General features: G+C 66.5%; 15 protein-coding genes. All 15 read left to right on the top strand.

Translation table 11 applies throughout. The features are described from left to right. Positions 1–5: 5 nt before the first annotated feature. The 15 genes from ACTHQX_RS16185 (at position 6) to ACTHQX_RS16115 (ending at position 17,248) form a co-directional block, all read left to right on the top strand. On the top strand, positions 6–1,175 hold the full coding sequence (locus tag ACTHQX_RS16185) for a site-2 protease family protein (protein ID WP_236803386.1): 1,170 nt from the start codon (positions 6–8) through the stop codon (positions 1,173–1,175). A gap of 130 nt (positions 1,176–1,305) precedes the next feature. Next, positions 1,306–2,373 carry a tRNA (adenine-N1)-methyltransferase gene (locus tag ACTHQX_RS16180; RefSeq protein ID WP_236803387.1) on the top strand — a complete coding sequence of 356 codons (1,068 nt, stop codon included), beginning with the start codon at positions 1,306–1,308 and terminating at the stop codon, positions 2,371–2,373. Positions 2,374–2,455: 82 nt separating this feature from the next. Continuing rightward, positions 2,456–4,201 carry a proteasome ATPase gene (gene arc, locus ACTHQX_RS16175; protein ID WP_236803388.1) on the top strand — a complete coding sequence of 582 codons (1,746 nt, stop codon included), beginning with the start codon at positions 2,456–2,458 and terminating at the stop codon, positions 4,199–4,201. 50 nt (positions 4,202–4,251) lie between these two features. After that, entirely contained in the window at positions 4,252–5,871 is a 1,620-nt protein-coding gene (gene dop, locus ACTHQX_RS16170; RefSeq protein ID WP_236809319.1) for a depupylase/deamidase Dop, read from the top strand. Positions 5,872–5,955: 84 nt separating this feature from the next. After that, positions 5,956–6,156 (top strand): ubiquitin-like protein Pup, encoded by a 201-nt coding sequence (locus ACTHQX_RS16165; protein WP_076802936.1) that lies wholly within the window; start codon positions 5,956–5,958, stop codon positions 6,154–6,156. An 84-nt stretch (positions 6,157–6,240) separates the two neighbouring features. Then, positions 6,241–7,062 carry a proteasome subunit beta gene (prcB, locus tag ACTHQX_RS16160; RefSeq protein ID WP_236803389.1) on the top strand — a complete coding sequence of 274 codons (822 nt, stop codon included), beginning with the start codon at positions 6,241–6,243 and terminating at the stop codon, positions 7,060–7,062. Between the two features lies 1 nt (position 7,063). Continuing rightward, the gene (prcA, locus tag ACTHQX_RS16155) at positions 7,064–7,771 is read left to right on the top strand and encodes a proteasome subunit alpha (RefSeq protein WP_236803390.1); all 708 of its coding nucleotides are present in this window, start codon (positions 7,064–7,066) and stop codon (positions 7,769–7,771) included. Between the two features lies 1 nt (position 7,772). Then, positions 7,773–9,137, top strand: a complete 1,365-nt coding sequence (gene pafA, locus ACTHQX_RS16150) for a Pup--protein ligase (protein ID WP_440158474.1) — start codon at positions 7,773–7,775, stop codon at positions 9,135–9,137. 113 nt (positions 9,138–9,250) lie between these two features. Next, positions 9,251–10,180: an FKBP-type peptidyl-prolyl cis-trans isomerase gene (locus tag ACTHQX_RS16145; RefSeq protein WP_440158473.1), complete on the top strand. Its 930-nt coding sequence runs from the start codon at positions 9,251–9,253 to the stop codon at positions 10,178–10,180. Positions 10,181–10,229: 49 nt separating this feature from the next. Beyond that, on the top strand, positions 10,230–10,625 hold the full coding sequence (locus tag ACTHQX_RS16140) for an FKBP-type peptidyl-prolyl cis-trans isomerase (protein ID WP_440158472.1): 396 nt from the start codon (positions 10,230–10,232) through the stop codon (positions 10,623–10,625). A gap of 122 nt (positions 10,626–10,747) precedes the next feature. Then, a complete protein-coding gene (locus ACTHQX_RS16135; RefSeq protein WP_440158471.1) occupies positions 10,748–12,757 on the top strand; it encodes a helix-turn-helix transcriptional regulator in 2,010 nt (669 codons plus the stop codon). Between the two features lie 58 nt (positions 12,758–12,815). After that, the gene (locus tag ACTHQX_RS16130) at positions 12,816–13,181 is read left to right on the top strand and encodes a hypothetical protein (protein ID WP_440158470.1); all 366 of its coding nucleotides are present in this window, start codon (positions 12,816–12,818) and stop codon (positions 13,179–13,181) included. 35 nt (positions 13,182–13,216) lie between these two features. Continuing rightward, positions 13,217–13,486, top strand: a complete 270-nt coding sequence (gene tatA / locus ACTHQX_RS16125) for a Sec-independent protein translocase subunit TatA (RefSeq protein WP_111904819.1) — start codon at positions 13,217–13,219, stop codon at positions 13,484–13,486. Between the two features lie 48 nt (positions 13,487–13,534). Continuing rightward, positions 13,535–14,329, top strand: a complete 795-nt coding sequence (gene tatC / locus ACTHQX_RS16120) for a twin-arginine translocase subunit TatC (RefSeq protein ID WP_236809321.1) — start codon at positions 13,535–13,537, stop codon at positions 14,327–14,329. 24 nt (positions 14,330–14,353) lie between these two features. Continuing rightward, the gene (locus ACTHQX_RS16115) at positions 14,354–17,248 is read left to right on the top strand and encodes a DEAD/DEAH box helicase (protein ID WP_440158469.1); all 2,895 of its coding nucleotides are present in this window, start codon (positions 14,354–14,356) and stop codon (positions 17,246–17,248) included. The last annotated feature ends 55 nt before the right edge of the window (positions 17,249–17,303 follow it).

The following is a 17,303-nucleotide window of genomic DNA, read 5'->3' as shown; positions in this document are numbered from 1 at the left end:
GGAACGTGTCTGATCCCGCGGGATCCGGTCAGCAGCCCCCGAACGTGCAGACCAAGAACAGCCGCCGCGAGGGTATACCGCTCGGCAGGATCGCCGGCATTCCCATCGTCCTGGCCTACTCCTGGTTCATCATTGCCGCCTTCACCGTGATTGCGTACGGACCGGTGCTGCAGCATGGCACCCCTTCTTTGGGCATCGGCGCGTATTACGTGGCCTTCGCCTACGCGCTGCTGCTCCTGCTGTCAGTGCTCGTCCATGAGCTCGCTCACGCGCTGACCGCAAAGATCTACGGCTGGCCCAGCGAGAAGATCGTGCTCAATCTCTGGGGCGGCCACACCCAGTTTGAAAGCTTCACCGCCACCCCCGGCCGGTCCGTGCTGGTGGCCATGGCCGGCCCCGCCGCCAACTTCGTGCTGGCAGGGGCGGCTTGGCTGGTGATCTCCTCGGGCGGCCTGTCCGGCGTAGCGGACACCCTCCTGAACATCTTCTTCTGGGCGAACCTCGTGATCGGCATCTTCAACGTGCTGCCCGGGCTGCCGCTGGACGGCGGCCGCCTGGTGGAATCCGCTGTCTGGAAGGCCACCGGCAGCCACGCCAAAGGCACCGTCGCGGCCGGCTGGGGCGGGCGCATCATCGTCATCGCCCTGGGGCTATGGTTCATCGTCCTGCCGCTGCTCAGCGGAGGCGCCCCGGACACCAGCATGCTGCTCGTTACTATCCTGGTGGGCGGATTCCTGTGGATGGGCGCTTCCGCCTCGATCCAGCAGGGCCGCCTGCGCAGCCGGCTCCACCTGGTGAGCGCCGCCGCATTGGCCGAACCCGCCGTCGGGCTTCCCGATGCCGGGAGCGTCAGCGACGTCCTCCGGGTATCAGCAGGCGGGCGGACTGCCGTCGTGCTCTGCGGTCCCGACGGCAGGCCCAGCGGCGTGGTAGACCCGGCGGCCCTGGCCGCGGTACCCGCCGCCGTGGCCGGCACCACCCCCGCCGGAGCGGTGGCTTACCCGCTCGGCGCCGGCGCGTATGTGCCGGAATGGTCCAAAGGCCAGGAGCTGCTCCAGTACCTGGCACAGCTCGAGGGACACGACTACGCGGTTGTTGACCACAACGGCCGGGTCACCGGCCTGCTTCGGCAGTCCACCGTGGTGACCGCCATAACAGGCAAGGCCCCCCGCTAAAACACGCGCCGGCAGGGCCAGAACCGGTAGAGTTACGTGCCGGTCGTGAAATCGGCAGCGGGTGCACGGCGCCCTGCCGGACCGCCACGGTGCACGCCAACACAGCTTTCACAGGAGCGAGGACACAGTCATGAGCAGCGAATCTGCCGCCAACGGAACCAGCACGGGCCTTTCCTCCGGCACTGCAGCCGGCACGGCGGACCAGCCGGCCGGCGCTGCCCGGCGGCGCGGCCCCTTCCGGGAAGGCGAACGGGTCCAGCTGACGGATGAGCGCGGCCGCATGAATACCATCAGCCTCGAGGCCGGCGGAGCCTTCCACACCCACCGCGGCTTCCTCAACCACGATGACATCATCGGCAAGGTTGACGGCTCGGTGGTGGTCAACAACGTCGGGCAGCAGTACCAGACGCTGCGCCCGCTGCTGTCCGACTTCGTCCTCTCCATGCCCCGCGGCGCCGCCGTCGTCTACCCCAAGGACGCCGCACAGATCGTCACCATGGCTGACATCTTCCCCGGGGCCCGGGTGGTGGAGGCAGGCGTTGGCTCAGGCGCACTCTCCATCTCGCTGCTGCGCGCTGTGGGGGACCAGGGCTACCTGCACTCCTTCGAACGGCGCGAGGAATTCGCCGCCATTGCCCGTGGCAACGTGGAAACCATCTTCGGCGGCCCGCACCCGGCCTGGCAGATCTCCCTGGGCGACTTCCAGGATGAAGTGGTCCGCACCGAAGAGCCGGGCTCCATCGACCGCGTGGTCCTGGACATGCTGGCCCCCTGGGAATGCCTGGACGCAGTGGCGACCGTCCTGGCCCCCGGCGGCGTGTGGATCAACTACGTTGCCACCGTCACCCAGCTCTCCCGCACGGCCGAGGCCATCCGCGCTGACGGCCGGTTCACCGAACCGGACGCCTGGGAATCCATGGTCCGCGGCTGGCACCTCGAAGGACTCGCCGTGCGCCCCGACCACCGCATGGTCGCCCACACAGGCTTCTTGCTGGTGACCCGGCGGCTCGCCGACGGCGTCACCGGCATCTCCGTTAAGCGGCGTCCGTCCAAGACCGATTTCAACGAAGAGGACGTCAACGCCTGGACACCGGGCGCCGTGGGGGAACGCCTGGTCTCGGACAAAAAGCTGCGCCGTGCGGCCCGGGACGCGATCGCGGGGACAAACGTGAAGGACGAACCGGAGATCACAAACTAGTCCGTATTTCGGATGTCGTCGGCTCTACCAGCCAACTTGGGGCTATCGTCTTAAGAAGAGCGCAGGAAGGGGCTGATGCATCATGGAGACGCCAAACAAGGACTCCGTGCCTACGCCGGCTGAACAGGCTGGCGCCAACGAACTGTCTGTCGCGGACCGGCAGGTCAATATCCTCAGGGACAAACTGAGGCATATCGACCGCCAGCTGGCAGCTGCCACGCAGAACAACACCAAGCTCGTGGCAATGCTGGAAACTGCCAAGGCCGAAATACTCCGGCTGAAGAACGCCCTGGACCAGGAGGGGCAGCCGCCGTACAGCTTTGGCACCGTCCTCCAGCTGAACCCGCGCCGGCTGGCTGCCGGCAGCGGCCAGGCGGTCACCGAGGAATCGGTGGACATCTTCAACGCCGGACGCAAAATGCGGGTTGGCATCAGCCCCCTGGTCAACATCAACCAGCTGGCCGTGGGCCAGGAGGTCCTCCTCAACGAGGCGCTCCTGGTGGTGGCCGGCCTCGGCTACGAGCGCGCGGGCGAACTCGTCACGCTCAAGGAACTGCTCGGCCCGGACCGCGCCCTGGTGCTGGGCCGTGCGGACGAAGAGCGCGTCATTAGGCTCGCCGGCCCGCTCCTGGGCGAAAAGCTGCGGGTAGGAGATGCCCTCTCCATCGATTCGCGCACCGGATACGCCCTCGAGAAGGTCCCGCGGTCCGAAGTTGAGAACCTCGTCCTGGAGGAAGTCCCGGACATCACCTACGAGGACATCGGCGGACTCGGCCCGCAGATCGAACAGATCCGGGACGCCATCGAGCTGCCGTTCCTGCATCCGGACCTGTACCGCGAGCACGGTCTCAAGGCCCCCAAGGGCATCCTGCTCTACGGCCCGCCAGGATGCGGCAAGACCCTCATCGCCAAGGCGGTGGCCAACTCCCTGGCCGCGCGCGCCGCGGAACGCTCGGGAAATATCGACCTGAAGAGCTACTTCCTCAATATCAAGGGACCCGAACTCCTCGACAAGTACGTCGGCGAGACCGAACGCCACATCCGGCTGATCTTCTCCCGGGCCCGCGAAAAGGCCTCGGACGGCAGCCCCGTTGTGGTCTTCTTCGACGAGATGGATTCGCTCTTCCGCACCCGCGGCACGGGCATCTCCTCCGACGTCGAAACCACGATTGTGCCGCAGCTGCTGAGCGAGATCGACGGCGTGGAGCGGCTGGACAACGTGATTGTCATCGGCGCCTCCAACCGTGAAGACATGATCGACCCCGCCATCCTGCGCCCCGGCCGCCTGGATGTTAAGGTCAAGATCCAGCGTCCCGACGCCGAGGCCGCGGCGGATATCTTCAGGAAATACATCACCCCGGACCTGCCGTTCCACGAGGATGACCTGGTGGAGCACGACGGCGATGTCCAGGAGACCGTCGACGCCATGGTCCAGCGCACCGTGGAATCGATGTACTCGACGGAGAAGTCCAACGAGTTCCTGGAAGTCACCTACGCCAACGGCGACACCGAGATGCTGTACTTCAAGGACTTCAACTCCGGGGCCGTGGTCCAGAACGTCGTGGACCGCGCCAAGAAGTACGCCATCAAGGACCTCCTGACCACGCAGCAGAAGGGCCTGCGCATCGACCACCTGCTGCGCGCCGTCGTCGATGAGTTCCGCGAGCACGAGGACATGCCCAACACCACCAACCCGGATGACTGGGCACGCATCTCCGGCAAGAAGGGTGAGCGCATCACGTACATCCGCACCATCGTCCAGGGCAAAGCCGGCCAGGAGCCCGGCAAATCCATCGAAACCATGCCCAGCACGGGCCAGTACCTGTGACGGCCGGCTCCGAGTCGGTTCTGGGAGGTGGCCTGCCGGCTGGCGGCGCCATGCGGGTCATGGGTTCGGAAACCGAATACGGGATTCACGCGCCGGCTGCTCCAGGCGCCAATGCCACCATGATGTCCGCCCGGGTGGTCCAGGCTTACGCCCAGGTCACCCGGCTCCGGGCTGCGGGCGGCGCCGAGACCCGCTGGGACTACACGGACGAGGAGCCGCTGCACGACGCCCGCGGCTGGACGCTTGAGCGCGGACAGGCCCACCCGAGCCAGCTGACGGACCAGCCGCCTGTGCTGGACGCCGAGGCAGTGGCGCTTGCCTACGGGCGTGAGGAACTTGAGCTGGACGGCGAGGACGAATCGGGCTCGCTGCTGATGAACATGGTGCTCGGCAACGGGGCGAGGCTCTACGTGGACCACGCACACCCCGAGTACTCCAGCCCGGAGGTCACCAACCCCGCGGCCGCAGTGGCCTGGGACGCGGCCGGCGACCTCGTGGGCCTGGCCGCGGTCCGCAGGCTGGCCAGCGACACCGAGCTGCCCGCCGTCAACCTCTATAAGAACAACACCGACAATAAGTCCGTGTCCTACGGGTCCCACGAAAACTACCTGATGCCGCGGTCCGTCCCGTTCGGCGACATTGTCCGCGGGCTGACCCCCTTTTTCGTGTCGCGGCAGATCATCTGCGGCTCGGGGCGCGTGGGCATGGCCCAGGACGGCTCCCGGTCCGGTTACCAGATCAGCCAGCGGGCGGACTTCTTCGAGGCGGAGGTGGGGCTCGAAACCACTATCCGGCGCCCCATCATCAATACCCGCGACGAGCCGCATGCAACGGCGGACAAGTACCGGCGGCTGCACGTCATCATCGGCGACGCCAACCTCAGCCAGGTGTCCAACTACCTGAAGTTCGGCACTACCGCCATGGTGCTTAGCCTGATCGAGGCGGGCCTCGCGCCACGCATCGAGGTGCACGAGCCGGTGGCCGCGCTGCAGGCCATCAGCCACGACACCACCCTGACCACCACGGTCAGGCTGCAGGACGGCCGCCGGGTGACGGCCCTTGACCTGCAATGGATGTACCACGAGGCCGCCGCCAAGCTGGCGCAGGACACGGGAGTCTCGGACGCCGTCGACGGCGACGGCCATACCCACGCCGTGCTGGAGCGGTGGGCCACCACCCTGACGCAGCTGGACAGCGACCGCTCTGCCGCCGCCACGTCGGTGGAGTGGCTGGCCAAGCTGTCCATCCTGGAGGGCTACCGCCAGCGCGACGGGCTCCAGTGGGATGACGCCCGGCTGGGCCTGGTCGATCTTCAATGGTCCGACCTGCGGCCCGAAAAAGGGCTCTACTACCGTCTACTCTCCCGGAACAGGATGCAACGGATCGTGGACGACGCCGACATTGCCGCCGCGGTGACGGAACCGCCGTCGGACACCCGGGCATACTTCCGCGGACGCTGCGTCAGCAGCTTCAGCAAGGACGTGGTGGGGGCCAGCTGGGACTCGGTGATCTTCGACGTGCCGGGCTACGGAAGGCTGCAGCGCGTGCCCACCCGGGAGCCGCTGCGGGGCACGAAGGCGCTCACAGGAGGGCTGTTTGCCAGGCACCGCGAGGCGGGTTCGTTCCTTGCGGAACTGCTCGGAACGGCACCGGCTCCGCCACCGGCATAATGCACCCCGCAAGGGCCCTTTGCGTGGCAATATGGGCATACAGGATGTCCCTCCGGAGTGGGGGACTGGATGAAGGAGAAGGACATGGCAGGCCAGGAGCAGCAGCAGCCACAGCCACGCGACACCGAGGTCGAGGAAGAGGTCCCAGTACCGCCGGCGCCAGCAGAAGGACAGGCATCCGCTTCAACGCAGGGTGTTGACGATCTTCTCGACGAGATCGACGGCGTCCTGGAGTCCAACGCGGAGGAATTCGTCCGGGCGTTCGTGCAAAAGGGCGGCCAGTAGACCGGCAGCCACGCCACCCGCACCGGGCACGGAAGCCACAGCTACCGGACAGCCGCTGAATTATGACGTTGAAGGAGTGCACCAGTGCAGGAGACAACAGCCAACAAGGTAGCCGCCCACGCGACGTCGTCGTTCACTGAGCATCTCCAACGAGACCGTCCGGAACTGCTTCCCCAATACGCACCATTCGCTGCCGGCACAGCCGCCGGCACGCCGCCCGCCGTGCCCCACGCCACCACCATCGTGGCCATGACCTATGCCGGCGGCATCGTGATGGCCGGCGACCGCCGCGCCACCATGGGCAACATCATCGCCAGCCGGCACATCGAAAAGGTCTTTCCCGCCGACCAGTACTCTGTAGTCGGCATCGCCGGCACGGCAGGCATCGCGATCGACCTGACCCGCCTGTTCCAGGTGGAGCTGGAGCACTACGAAAAGATCGAAGGCACCCCACTGAGCCTGGAGGGCAAGGCGAACCGGCTGGGAGCCATGATCCGCGGCAACCTGCCAATGGCCCTGCAGGGCCTGGCCGTGGTCCCGCTGTTCGCTGGCTTTGACGCTGCCGCGGGAGCGGGGCGGCTCTTCTCCTACGACGTGACCGGCGGCCGTTACGAGGAACAGGAACACCACGCTGTTGGCTCTGGATCAATGTTCGCCCGCGGCGCACTCAAGAAGCTTTGGCGGCCCAACCTGCCCGAGGACGAAGCCATCGCCGTCGCGGTGGAGTCCCTCTACGACGCCGCCGACGACGACTCCGCCACCGGCGGCCCCGACCCCGTGCGGCAGCTGTGGCCCGTCGTGTATGCCGTCAACCGGGCCGGCGCCCGCCGGGTCTCGGAGCGGGAACTCGCCACCATGGCCGGAAACATCATCGAGTCACGGGCAGCAGCCCGGAGGGAGGCCTGATATGACACAGCAGTTCTATGTCTCTCCCGAACAGCTGATGAAGGACCGTGCGGATTTCGCACGGAAGGGCATCGCCCGCGGACGGTCCGTGATCGTGGTCAGCTGCGAGGACGGCATTGCCCTCGTGGCCGAGAACCCGTCACCGTCGCTGCACAAGATCGGCGAGATCTACGACAAGATCGCCTTCGCCGCGGTGGGGAAGTACAACGAGTTTGAGAGCCTCCGCCAGGCCGGGGTGCGCTATGCAGACGTCCGCGGCTATTCCTACGACCGCGAGGACGTCACGGCCAGGGGACTGGCCAGCGTCTACGCCCAGAGCCTGGGTGCCGTCTTCACCGCGGAGCAGAAGCCGTTCGAGGTGGAACTGGCCGTAGCAGAGGTGGGAGCCAGCCAGGACCTCGACCATCTCTACCGCCTCACCTTCGACGGCTCGATCGCGGACGAGCACAACTTCATAGTGATGGGCGGCCAGGCGGACAAGGTGTCCGGAGCGATCGAGGGCGGCTGGCAGCGGGACCTGTCCTTCGCGGCCGCGATCCGGCTCGCCGTCCGGGGACTCGTGACGGACAACGAGGCACCCGACCTGCCGGCCAAGGCCTTGGAAGTGGCGGTGCTGGACCGCAGTTCGGAAAGCAGCAGGGGGACGCGGAGGGCTTTCCGCAGGTTGTCCGACCAGGACGTTGTGGAACTGCTGGCTGAGGAGAGCTGACATGGACAAGAGGATTTTCGGCATCGAAACCGAATTCGGGATTTCCTACTCGAGCCCGGACTCCCGGCCCCTCGCACCCGAGGAAGTGGCCCGCTACCTGTTCCGCAAGGTGGTCAGCTGGGGCCGGTCCTCCAACGTGTTCCTCACCAACGGGTCCCGCCTGTACCTCGACGTGGGCTCCCACCCGGAATACGCCACCGCGGAATGCGATGACCTCGCCCAACTGATCGCCCATGACCGCGCCGGGGAGCTCATCCTGGACGACCTCGTGGACGAGGCCCAGTCCAGGCTTGCCGCCGAGGGCTTCAACGGGACGGTGTACCTGTTCAAGAACAACACCGATTCCGCAGGCAACTCGTACGGCAGCCACGAGAACTACCTCATTCCGCGCCGCGGCGAGTTCACCCGACTGGCCGAGATCCTCATCCCGTTCCTCGTCACCCGCCAGCTCATCGCCGGTGCGGGCAAGATCCTGAAGACGCCGCATGGGGCCACCTACGCGTTTTCGCAGCGGGCGGACCACATCTGGGAGGGCGTGTCCTCGGCCACCACCCGTTCCCGGCCCATCATCAACACCCGGGACGAGCCCCATGCCGACGCCGAGTTCTACCGCCGGCTCCATGTGATCGTGGGCGACTCCAACATGTCCGAGACCACGGCGCTGCTCAAGGTGGGCACCGTGGACCTCATCCTGCGCATGATTGAGGCCGGCGTGATCATGCGGGACATGCGGATGGAAAACCCCATCCGCAGCATCCGGGAGATCTCCCATGACCTGAGCGGCCGCGCGCTGGTCCGCCTCGCCAACGGCCGCCAGCTCACCGCTCTGGAGATCCAGCAGGAGTACCTCAGCAAGGTCACGGCGTTCGTCGAGGACAACGGCGCCCACAACCCGCATGTGCCGCTGATCCTGGACCTGTGGGGGCGGACGTTGCGCGCCATCGAAAGCGGCGACACCAGCACTATCGACACCGAAATCGACTGGGCCATCAAGAAGAAGCTGATGGACAGTTACCGCAGGCGCCACGGCCTGGGCCTGGACGCCCCCAGGATCGCGCAGCTGGACCTCACCTACCACGACATCTCCCGTTCCCGCGGCCTGTATTACCTGCTCCAGTCCCGAGGCGCCGTTCGCCGGGTGACCGAAGAGACCGCCATCAAGGACGCCGTGGACGCCCCGCCGCAGACCACCCGGGCCAAGCTGCGCGGCGATTTCGTCCGCAAGGCGCAGGAACTGGGCCGGGACTACACCGTGGACTGGGTCCACCTGAAGCTCAACGACCGCGCGCACCAGACCATATTGTGCAAGGACCCGTTCCGCAACGTTGACGAGCGGGTTGATGCCCTTCTGGACTCTATGGGCTGATACCCAGCTTTCCGCGTTACTCTGGAAGAGGCCGTTCTGCGGTCCTGACTGCCTTGCCGTGTGCGGCACCTCCACCGGCAGGGCATCCATCTTGCCCCGACGAAAGTTCTTACGTGCGCCGACTACTAGCAATCCTTCTTCCCGCGCTGCTTCTGCTGACCGCCTGCGGTGGCCAGGAGCCAGCAGCCCCGGAACCGACCAGCCAGTCCGCGGGTAACACCGCCAAGTTCGACTCGCTCAAGCTGACGGACAACGGTGACAAGAAAGCCCCCAAGGTCGAGTTCACCAAGCCGCTGGAGGTCACCGAACCCACCGTCAAGGTTGTCACGGAAGGCGGCGGGGACCGCGTCAAGGCTAACCAGATTGCCGAGATTTCCGTCCTTGCCCTCAACGCCAAGGACGGTTCCACGCTGGACGACAGCTTCCCCCGCGATCCCGAGCCCATTGAACTGAACGACAAACTCAAGACCGGCAGCGCGATCGTCTACAACGCGTTCGTGGGCGCCAAGGTGGGCTCACAGCTCGCCCTCGCCGTACCGGGCAAGGCAGCGGCTGAAGGCCAGGCTGCCCAGCCGACGCAGCTCCTCATCATCAAGGTGATCTCGGCCAAGGAGGCTCCGAAGGTCCTGGAGAAGCCTGAAGGCGATCCGGTCACCCCGCCGGCCGGCCTTCCGACCGTCACCGAGAAGGACGGCATCCCGGAGATCTCGGTCAAGGGAGTGGCGGCCCCCAAGAAGCTCATCGCCCAGGACCTGATCAAGGGCAAGGGCGCCGCCGTCAAGGCCACGGACACCCTGACGGTCAACTACGTCGGCGTGGCCCTGGCCAGCGGCAAGAAGTTCGACTCCAGCTTTGACCGCAAGGAGCCGGCCTCGTTCGCGCTGAACCAGGTCATCAAGGGCTGGACCCAGGGCCTCGCCGGCAAGACTGTCGGCTCGCGCGTCCTGCTCGTCATCCCCAAGGATCTCGCCTACGGCGACTCCGGCCAGGGTGACGCCAAGGGCGACCTCGTGTTCGTCGTCGACATCCTCGGTGTTAAATAAGCCAAGCGTCTAGTAAGCAACTCAAACACCACCAGCAGAAGGAGCAACCATGTCATTTGGTCAGCGCAAAATCGACCGTGAAAAGCCGGAAATCGAGTTCCCCGAAGGCCCCGTGCCTACGGAACTCGTCATCACGGACATCATTGAGGGCGACGGCCCCGAGGCCAAGGCCGGCGACACCGTGTCCACCCACTACGTCGGTGTGGCCTGGTCCACCGGCGAAGAGTTCGACGCATCCTGGGGCCGGGGAGCCCCGCTCGACTTCCGCGTCGGCGTCGGCCAGGTCATCCAGGGCTGGGACCAGGGGCTGCTCGGCATGAAGGTCGGCGGACGCCGCCGCCTTGAGATCCCCTCGGAGCTGGCTTACGGCTCACGCGGTGCCGGCGGAGCCATCGGCCCGAATGAGGCCCTGATCTTCGTCGTGGACCTGGTGGGCGTCCGCTAATCCCCACCGGCGTGGGTTTACCTGCCTCCTCATGCTTAAGCGCGGTAACAATCGGAAGGATTTTCCGGATTGTTGCCGCGCTTTCGCGTTTTTGCCGGAACGGCTTTAGTAACGTAACGAGGGTGTCCGCCCAACGTACTGAACGCCTGCTGAACCTCCTGATCGCCCTGCTGAACTCGCGGTACGGCCTCCGGCGCAGTGAGCTGCGGGAGAAAATCTATGCCGGCGGCGCGGCCAGCGACGCCGCCTTTGGCCGCATGTTCGAACGCGACAAGAACGACCTGCGCGACTTCGGCTTCGACGTCGAGACGGTCACGGACCTGGGCTGGAGTTCGGACGATCCCGGCACCACGCGGTACCGGATCGGCAAGGAATCCAACCGCCTCCCGGACGTGGAGCTGACCCCGGACGAATGGGCGGTCCTGCTGCTGGCTTCGCAGCTGTGGGAGCAGGCGGCGCTGGGCACGGCGGCGAGCAACGCGCTACGCAAACTTCAGGCAGCGGGCGGCCTGGCCGACGTCGAACTTCCGGCCGGCGTGCAGCCGCGCATCAAGCCGGCGGGCCAGGCGTTCGAGGACCTCGTGGCCGCCATGCACGCCCAGCACGCCGTCCGCTTCCTCTACCTGGCCGGCAGCACGGGGCGGGAAGAGGAGCGCGTCGTTGAACCCTGGGGCCTCGGCAGCCGCTTCGGCCAGTGGTACCTGGTGGGCTTTGACCGGGGCCGCGGCGCCAAGCGCTTCTACCGGTTGTCGCGCTTCACGTCCGCCGTGACAATTCTGGAGCGGGAGGCCTTCACCCCGCCCGCCGGTTTCAACGTGCGTGCCGAGCTGGACAGCCTTCCGGAGCTTCCGGTCCAGGCCGCCGTCGTGGACGTCCGCAGCAGCAAGTTGCTGGGCCTGCGCAAGCGCGCCGCCGAGGCCACTGCGTCCCGGGACGCGTACCGGGACGTCTCCCAGGACAAGGAGGCCGACGCCGGGTGGGACCGGCTGACCGTTCCCTACCGTGATGCTGAGGTGCTCGGGGAGGAGCTGGCCTCTTACGGGCCAAACGTCAGGGTGGTGGGCCCCGCGGAACTGTCCGCCGCCGTGCAGCGCCGCCTGCAGAATGCCGCCGCCTTCATGGACGCTCCGGTGCCGACTTATTCGTTCGCGCATGCCGGGTCGGGAAAACGGACCCGCAAGCGCACGTCGGAAGACCAGCTCAAGCGGATGCTGCAGCTGGTCCCCTTTCTGGTCCGCAACCAGGGCCTGCCCATCGAGGAGGTCGCCGACAGGTTCGGGGTGACCCGCCAGGAACTGGAGGGCGATCTGCTGATCCTGATCTGTTCCGGGCTGCCGCAGGGATACCCGGACGAGCTGCTGGACATCCAGTGGGAGGAGGGGCACGTTTTCATCAGCCAGTCCATGGAGCTGAATCGGCCGGTCCGCTTCACGGTGGACGAGGCCTGCGCGCTGCTCACGGGCCTCGAGACCCTGAACGGCCTGCCGGAGCTGGCCGAGGGCAGCGCCCTGGAATCGGTGACGCTTAAGCTGATGGCGGCCGCGGGGGAGGAGGGGCTCCGTGCCGCTGCCCTTTCCGGGCCGGAGGTGGGACCCGGCAACTCGGCCAACCTCGAGGTTATCCGGGACGCGATTGAATCAGGGTCCCAGCTGCACCTCGTCTACCTTTCCGCGCAGAAGGACACCCTGTCGGAGCGGGACGTGGATCCGCTGCGCCTCTACTCCATGGACAACACCTGGTACTTCGAGGCCTACTGCCATTCGGCGGCCGGGCTGCGGAATTTCCGGCTGGACCGGATCGAGGGCCTCACCCCCACCGGAAGGCCGGTCTCGTCCGGCATGAAGCCCGACGGCGGGTTCCCGGCAAAGCTGTTCACCCCCAATGACGACGACACCCTGGTCACCGTCCAGCTCACCGCGCGCGGTGCCGGGCTCGCGGACGATTACTATGCCGAGCGGACAGCGCCGTTGCCGGACGGGGGCCTGGTGGCCGAGATCCGGTTCGGCAACACGGCATGGCTCCCCATGTTTGTGGCCCAGCACGGCGGGACGGCACGGATCCTGGAACCTGAGCCACTTGCCCGCGCCTCGCGGGACTGGATCGCGGCGGCCCTGGCCCAGTACAAGGGCTAGCCGGCACAACGGCTGGCCCGTACAACGGTTAACCTGTCCGGCAGTTAGACTACTCAGCATGCCTTGGTGGTCCTGGATTCTTATTTGGGTGGCGCTTGTGTCACTGTCGCTGCTGTTCTTCGTGCTCATGGGCGTTCGCCTGTTCCGCCAGTTCATGGCAACGGTCAAGGAGCTCGGCGAAGCGGGCGACAAGCTCACCAGCCTTCCGGTTGCGGCGGCAGCGTCCGCGGGCGCGGACCCGTTGCCTGGCCCGTACGCCGTCGGGGTGGCGCCGGGCATGGCGCCTTTTGCCTCGCCGCACCAGGTGCAGCATGATTACCGCGCTTCCAAAGAGGCCCGCAGGGAGGCCCGGCGCCAGCGCCGGGTCCGCCGGAAGGCCGATCGGGGCCAGCCCCAGCGGCTGCGCGACATCGAATTCAGATAAACGTAGGATGTAGCTAAACGAAAGGAACACCCACCATGAGGCTTGAAGGCTGGCATCTCATCATCATCATCGTCCTGGCTTTGGTGCTCTTCGCTGCACCGAAACTTCCCGGCATGGCCCGGAGCCTCGGCCAGTCGATGCGCATTTTCAAGTCGGAAGTCCGCGAAATGAAAAAGGACGGAGCCCCTGAAGCCAAGGACGGCTCGGATCCCGTCGAAGGCACCGTGGTCAACCACCCGCGTTCCGCCGCCACGGACAACCGTCCCGCAGACGGGAACGACGTTCCGCCGCCCAACCGCGCCTAGGATTTCGTGGCACTGACCATGAGTCGTCAATCCAACCCTGAGGGACGGATGGCTCTGCTGGACCATCTGCGCGAACTCAGGAACCGGCTGTTCAAATCCGCCATTGCCGTTGTGCTTGCCACAGTTGCGGGTTTCCTGGTCTACCAGCCCATGCTCGCGGCCCTGATCAAACCGATCAAGGACCTCAACGAGAGCGAAGGCCGGCAGGCGTCACTCAACTTCGACGGCGTGGCGAGCTCCTTCGATCTGATGATCCAGGTGTCGGTGTTCCTGGGATTGATCCTGGCCAGCCCGGTTTGGCTGTACCAGCTCTGGGCGTTCATCGTCCCCGGACTGCACAAGAAGGAACGCCGGCTGGCGTTGTCCTTCGTGGCGGCCGCAGTGCCGCTCTTCATCGGCGGCGTGACGATGGCATGGCTTGTCCTGCCCAATGCAGTCCGGGTCCTCACCGACTTCACGCCCTCCGGTGGGTCCAACTTCATCAGCGCGCAGGTCTACCTGTCCTTTGTGCTGCGGTTGCTGCTGGCGTTCGGCATCGCCTTCCTGCTCCCTGTTGTCCTGGTCGGGCTGAACCTCGCCGGAATCCTCCGCGGGGAGCAGCTCATCAAGAGTTGGCGCATCACAGTGTTCCTTGTCTGCCTGTTCGCAGCCATGGCCGCCCCCGGCGGCGACGCGATGAGCATGTTCTACCTTGCCGGCCCCATGCTCCTGCTCTTCTTCCTGGCCATCGGCCTGTGCGTCCTGAACGACCGCCGGCGGGCACGCCGGGCAGTGAAGCGCGCCGCTGAGACAGAGGCCACAGCCGATATCGGAACTCCGAGCAGCGAGCTGAAGAATCTCTAGGCACGCCACCGCTAGGCTTGAGGAATGTCCACCACCACTCCGTCGCCCTCCGAACGGTACCGCGCCAGCGCCGAACGGGCCGCGGAAGCAAAGACCCACTTGGGCGCGTTTTCCCGCACACTGAGCTTTGAACTGGATGACTTCCAGCGGCAGGCCTGCAAATCCCTGCAGGAAGGCCGCGGGGTGCTGGTCGCCGCGCCCACTGGTGCCGGCAAGACCATCGTGGGCGAGTTCGCCGTCTACCTGGCACTCCAGCGCGGACTGAAGGCCTTCTACACCACGCCCATCAAGGCACTCAGCAACCAGAAATTCACCGAGCTGACGGAGAAATACGGCGAGGCGAACGTCGGCCTCCTGACAGGCGACACCAGCATCAACGGCGACGCACCCGTGGTGGTCATGACCACCGAGGTCCTCCGCAACATGCTCTACGCCGATTCCGACACTCTGTTCGACCTCGGTTTTGTGGTCATGGACGAGGTCCACTACCTTGCCGACCGTTTCCGGGGAGCAGTCTGGGAGGAAGTCATCATCCACCTGCCCAGCGAGGTGCAGGTGGCCTCCCTCAGCGCCACGGTGTCCAATGCCGAGGAGTTCGGCGCCTGGCTGGACACCGTCCGCGGCGACACCGACGTGATCGTCTCCGAGCACCGGCCCGTGCCGCTGTGGCAGCACGTCATGGTGGGCCGGGACATTCTGGACCTTTTCGCGGGCGAGACCACCTTCGACGAAATCGCCCCCGCCGGCAGCCCTGCGGCGGCGGATGCCCTGCCACTGGCGCCGTCACCCGAGGACGCCGGTCAGCGCGGTTTCGAGGTCAATCCTGAGCTGCTGACCCTCTCGCGGGCCGAAAGCCAGCTCAACTTCCAGGGTCGCTTCGGCCACGGCGGCCGGAGCCAGCGGCGCCAGCAGCGCCAGCGCTACGGCGACCGGCCCCAGCAGGAGACCCGTACCGCGGCACGGAGGGCCAGCCGCCCGCAGGTCATCGCAAGCCTTGACCGGCAGGACCTGCTGCCCGCCATAACCTTCATTTTTTCCCGGGCCGGGTGTGATGCTGCCGTCGCCCAGTGCGTGGCGTCCGGACTCTGGCTCACCACGGAGCGGGAGCAGCGCATCATCGCCCAGCGCGTGGACGAAGCGGGCCAGGATATCCCCACTGACGACCTTGAGGTGCTGGGCTTCTGGAACTGGCGCGACGGGCTACTCCGCGGCTTCGCGGCCCACCATGCCGGCATGCTTCCCACCTTCAAGGAAGTCGTCGAAAAACTCTTTGCCGACGGCCTCGTGAAGGCGGTTTTCGCCACCGAGACGCTGGCCCTCGGCATCAACATGCCCGCCCGCTCGGTGGTGCTGGAGAAGCTGGACAAGTTCAACGGCGAATCCCACGTGGACATCACGGCAGGGGAGTACACCCAGCTCACCGGCCGGGCGGGCCGGCGCGGCATCGACGTCGAAGGCCATGCCGTGGTCCTGTGGCAGCCGGGCACGGACCCGGCCGCCGTTGCCGGCCTTGCCTCCCGCCGGACGTATCCGCTGAATTCCAGCTTCCAGCCCACGTACAACATGAGCATCAACCTGCTGGCCCAGTTCGGGCGGCAGCGGGCCAGGGAAATCCTGGAGTCCTCCTTCGCCCAGTTCCAGGCTGACCGTTCGGTGGTCGGGCTGGCCCGTCAGGTGCGCAGCCGTGAGGAATCCCTGGCGGGCTACGCCAAGTCGATGACATGCCATCTGGGCGACTTCACCGAATACGCGCGGCTGCGGCGGGAACTTTCCGACGCTGAGAATTTCACGTCGCGGAGCAAGTCGCGGGCCCGCAAGTCGCTCAACGAGGATTCCCTGAGCCGGCTCCTGCCGGGCGATGTTGTGGATGTCCCGGCCGGGAGGGCCCCGGGTTTTGCCGTCGTGCTGAGCTCCGACCACAGCTCCCGGGAACCCAGGCCCGCGATCCTGACGCTGGAAAACCAGCTGCGCCGGATCGGCGTCGATGACCTCGAGGGGCCCATTGCCCCACTGACCCGGATCAGGATCCCCAAGTCCTTCAACGCCAAGGTTCCCAAGTCGCGGCGGGACCTGGCCTCGTCGGTCCGGAACGCGCTGCGGGAGAACCGGCCGCCGGCCCGGGGAAGCAGCCGCAACACCGACTTCGGGCTGGGCTCTGCCATGCAGAACCAGGAGAAGAAGATCGCCGACCTGCGGCGTGCCCTGCGCGCCCACCCGTGCCACGGCTGCAGCGAACGCGAGGACCACGCAAGGTGGTCCGAACGCTGGTGGAAGCTGCGCAAGGAAACCGACGGCCTGGTCCGCCAGATCCAGGGGCGCACCAACACCATCGCCAAGACGTTCGACCGGGTCTGCGATGTCCTGTCGGCCTACGGCTACCTCGAATCCACCGGGGACGGGCAGCACCGCATCAGTACTGACGGCCAGCGGCTGCGCCGGATCTACGGCGAGAAGGACCTGCTGATCTCCCAGGCACTGCGGCAGGGCGCGTTCGATGACCTCGACGCCGTGGAGGTGGCTGCCTTCGCCAGCGTGCTGGTGTACCAGGCCAAGCGTGAGGACCGCGGCCTGCGGCCCCGCATGCCCAGCGTTTCACTTGAGACGGCCGTGGATATCGCGGTTCACGAGTGGTCCGCGCTGGAGGACGTGGAGGAACAGAACAAGCTGCCGCTTACCGGCGAGCCAGAACTTGGACTGGTCTGGCCCATGTACAAGTGGGCCCGCGGCCGGCATCTGCAGGAGGTGCTCAGCGGAACCGACCTGGCCGCCGGTGACTTCGTCCGGTGGGTCAAGCAGGTGATCGACCTGCTGGACCAGCTTGCCAAGATTCCCGGCCTGGACCCCCGGCTGGCCCGGCTCTGCGCCGAGGCCATCAAACAGATCAGGCGGGGCGTCGTCGCCTACTCCACGGTGGGCTGACGGCCCGCACGGCCCGTCCCCGCACCAGTCAATTCCGTACCAGCACGCCGTTTGA

The organism is Arthrobacter sp. SAFR-023, assembly GCF_051965295.1.
In the GTDB taxonomy this organism is placed as follows: domain Bacteria; phylum Actinomycetota; class Actinomycetes; order Actinomycetales; family Micrococcaceae; genus Arthrobacter.
The sequence above is the reverse complement of the archived record's forward strand: the minus strand, read 5'-3'. Positions and strand labels throughout refer to the sequence as shown.

Excerpts from the sequence above, each read along its gene's own strand:
- ACTHQX_RS16180 (WP_236803387.1), top strand. The coding sequence starts at position 1,306 with ATGAGCAGCGAATCTGCCGCCAACGGAACCAGCACGGGCCTTTCCTCC.
- arc (WP_236803388.1), top strand. The coding sequence starts at position 2,456 with ATGGAGACGCCAAACAAGGACTCCGTGCCTACGCCGGCTGAACAGGCT.
- dop (WP_236809319.1), top strand. The coding sequence starts at position 4,252 with ATGCGGGTCATGGGTTCGGAAACCGAATACGGGATTCACGCGCCGGCT.
- ACTHQX_RS16165 (WP_076802936.1), top strand. The coding sequence starts at position 5,956 with ATGGCAGGCCAGGAGCAGCAGCAGCCACAGCCACGCGACACCGAGGTC.
- prcA (WP_236803390.1), top strand. The coding sequence starts at position 7,064 with ATGACACAGCAGTTCTATGTCTCTCCCGAACAGCTGATGAAGGACCGT.
- pafA (WP_440158474.1), top strand. The coding sequence starts at position 7,773 with ATGGACAAGAGGATTTTCGGCATCGAAACCGAATTCGGGATTTCCTAC.
- ACTHQX_RS16140 (WP_440158472.1), top strand. The coding sequence starts at position 10,230 with ATGTCATTTGGTCAGCGCAAAATCGACCGTGAAAAGCCGGAAATCGAG.
- ACTHQX_RS16130 (WP_440158470.1), top strand. The coding sequence starts at position 12,816 with ATGCCTTGGTGGTCCTGGATTCTTATTTGGGTGGCGCTTGTGTCACTG.
- tatA (WP_111904819.1), top strand. The coding sequence starts at position 13,217 with ATGAGGCTTGAAGGCTGGCATCTCATCATCATCATCGTCCTGGCTTTG.
- tatC (WP_236809321.1), top strand. The coding sequence starts at position 13,535 with ATGGCTCTGCTGGACCATCTGCGCGAACTCAGGAACCGGCTGTTCAAA.
- ACTHQX_RS16115 (WP_440158469.1), top strand. The coding sequence starts at position 14,354 with ATGTCCACCACCACTCCGTCGCCCTCCGAACGGTACCGCGCCAGCGCC.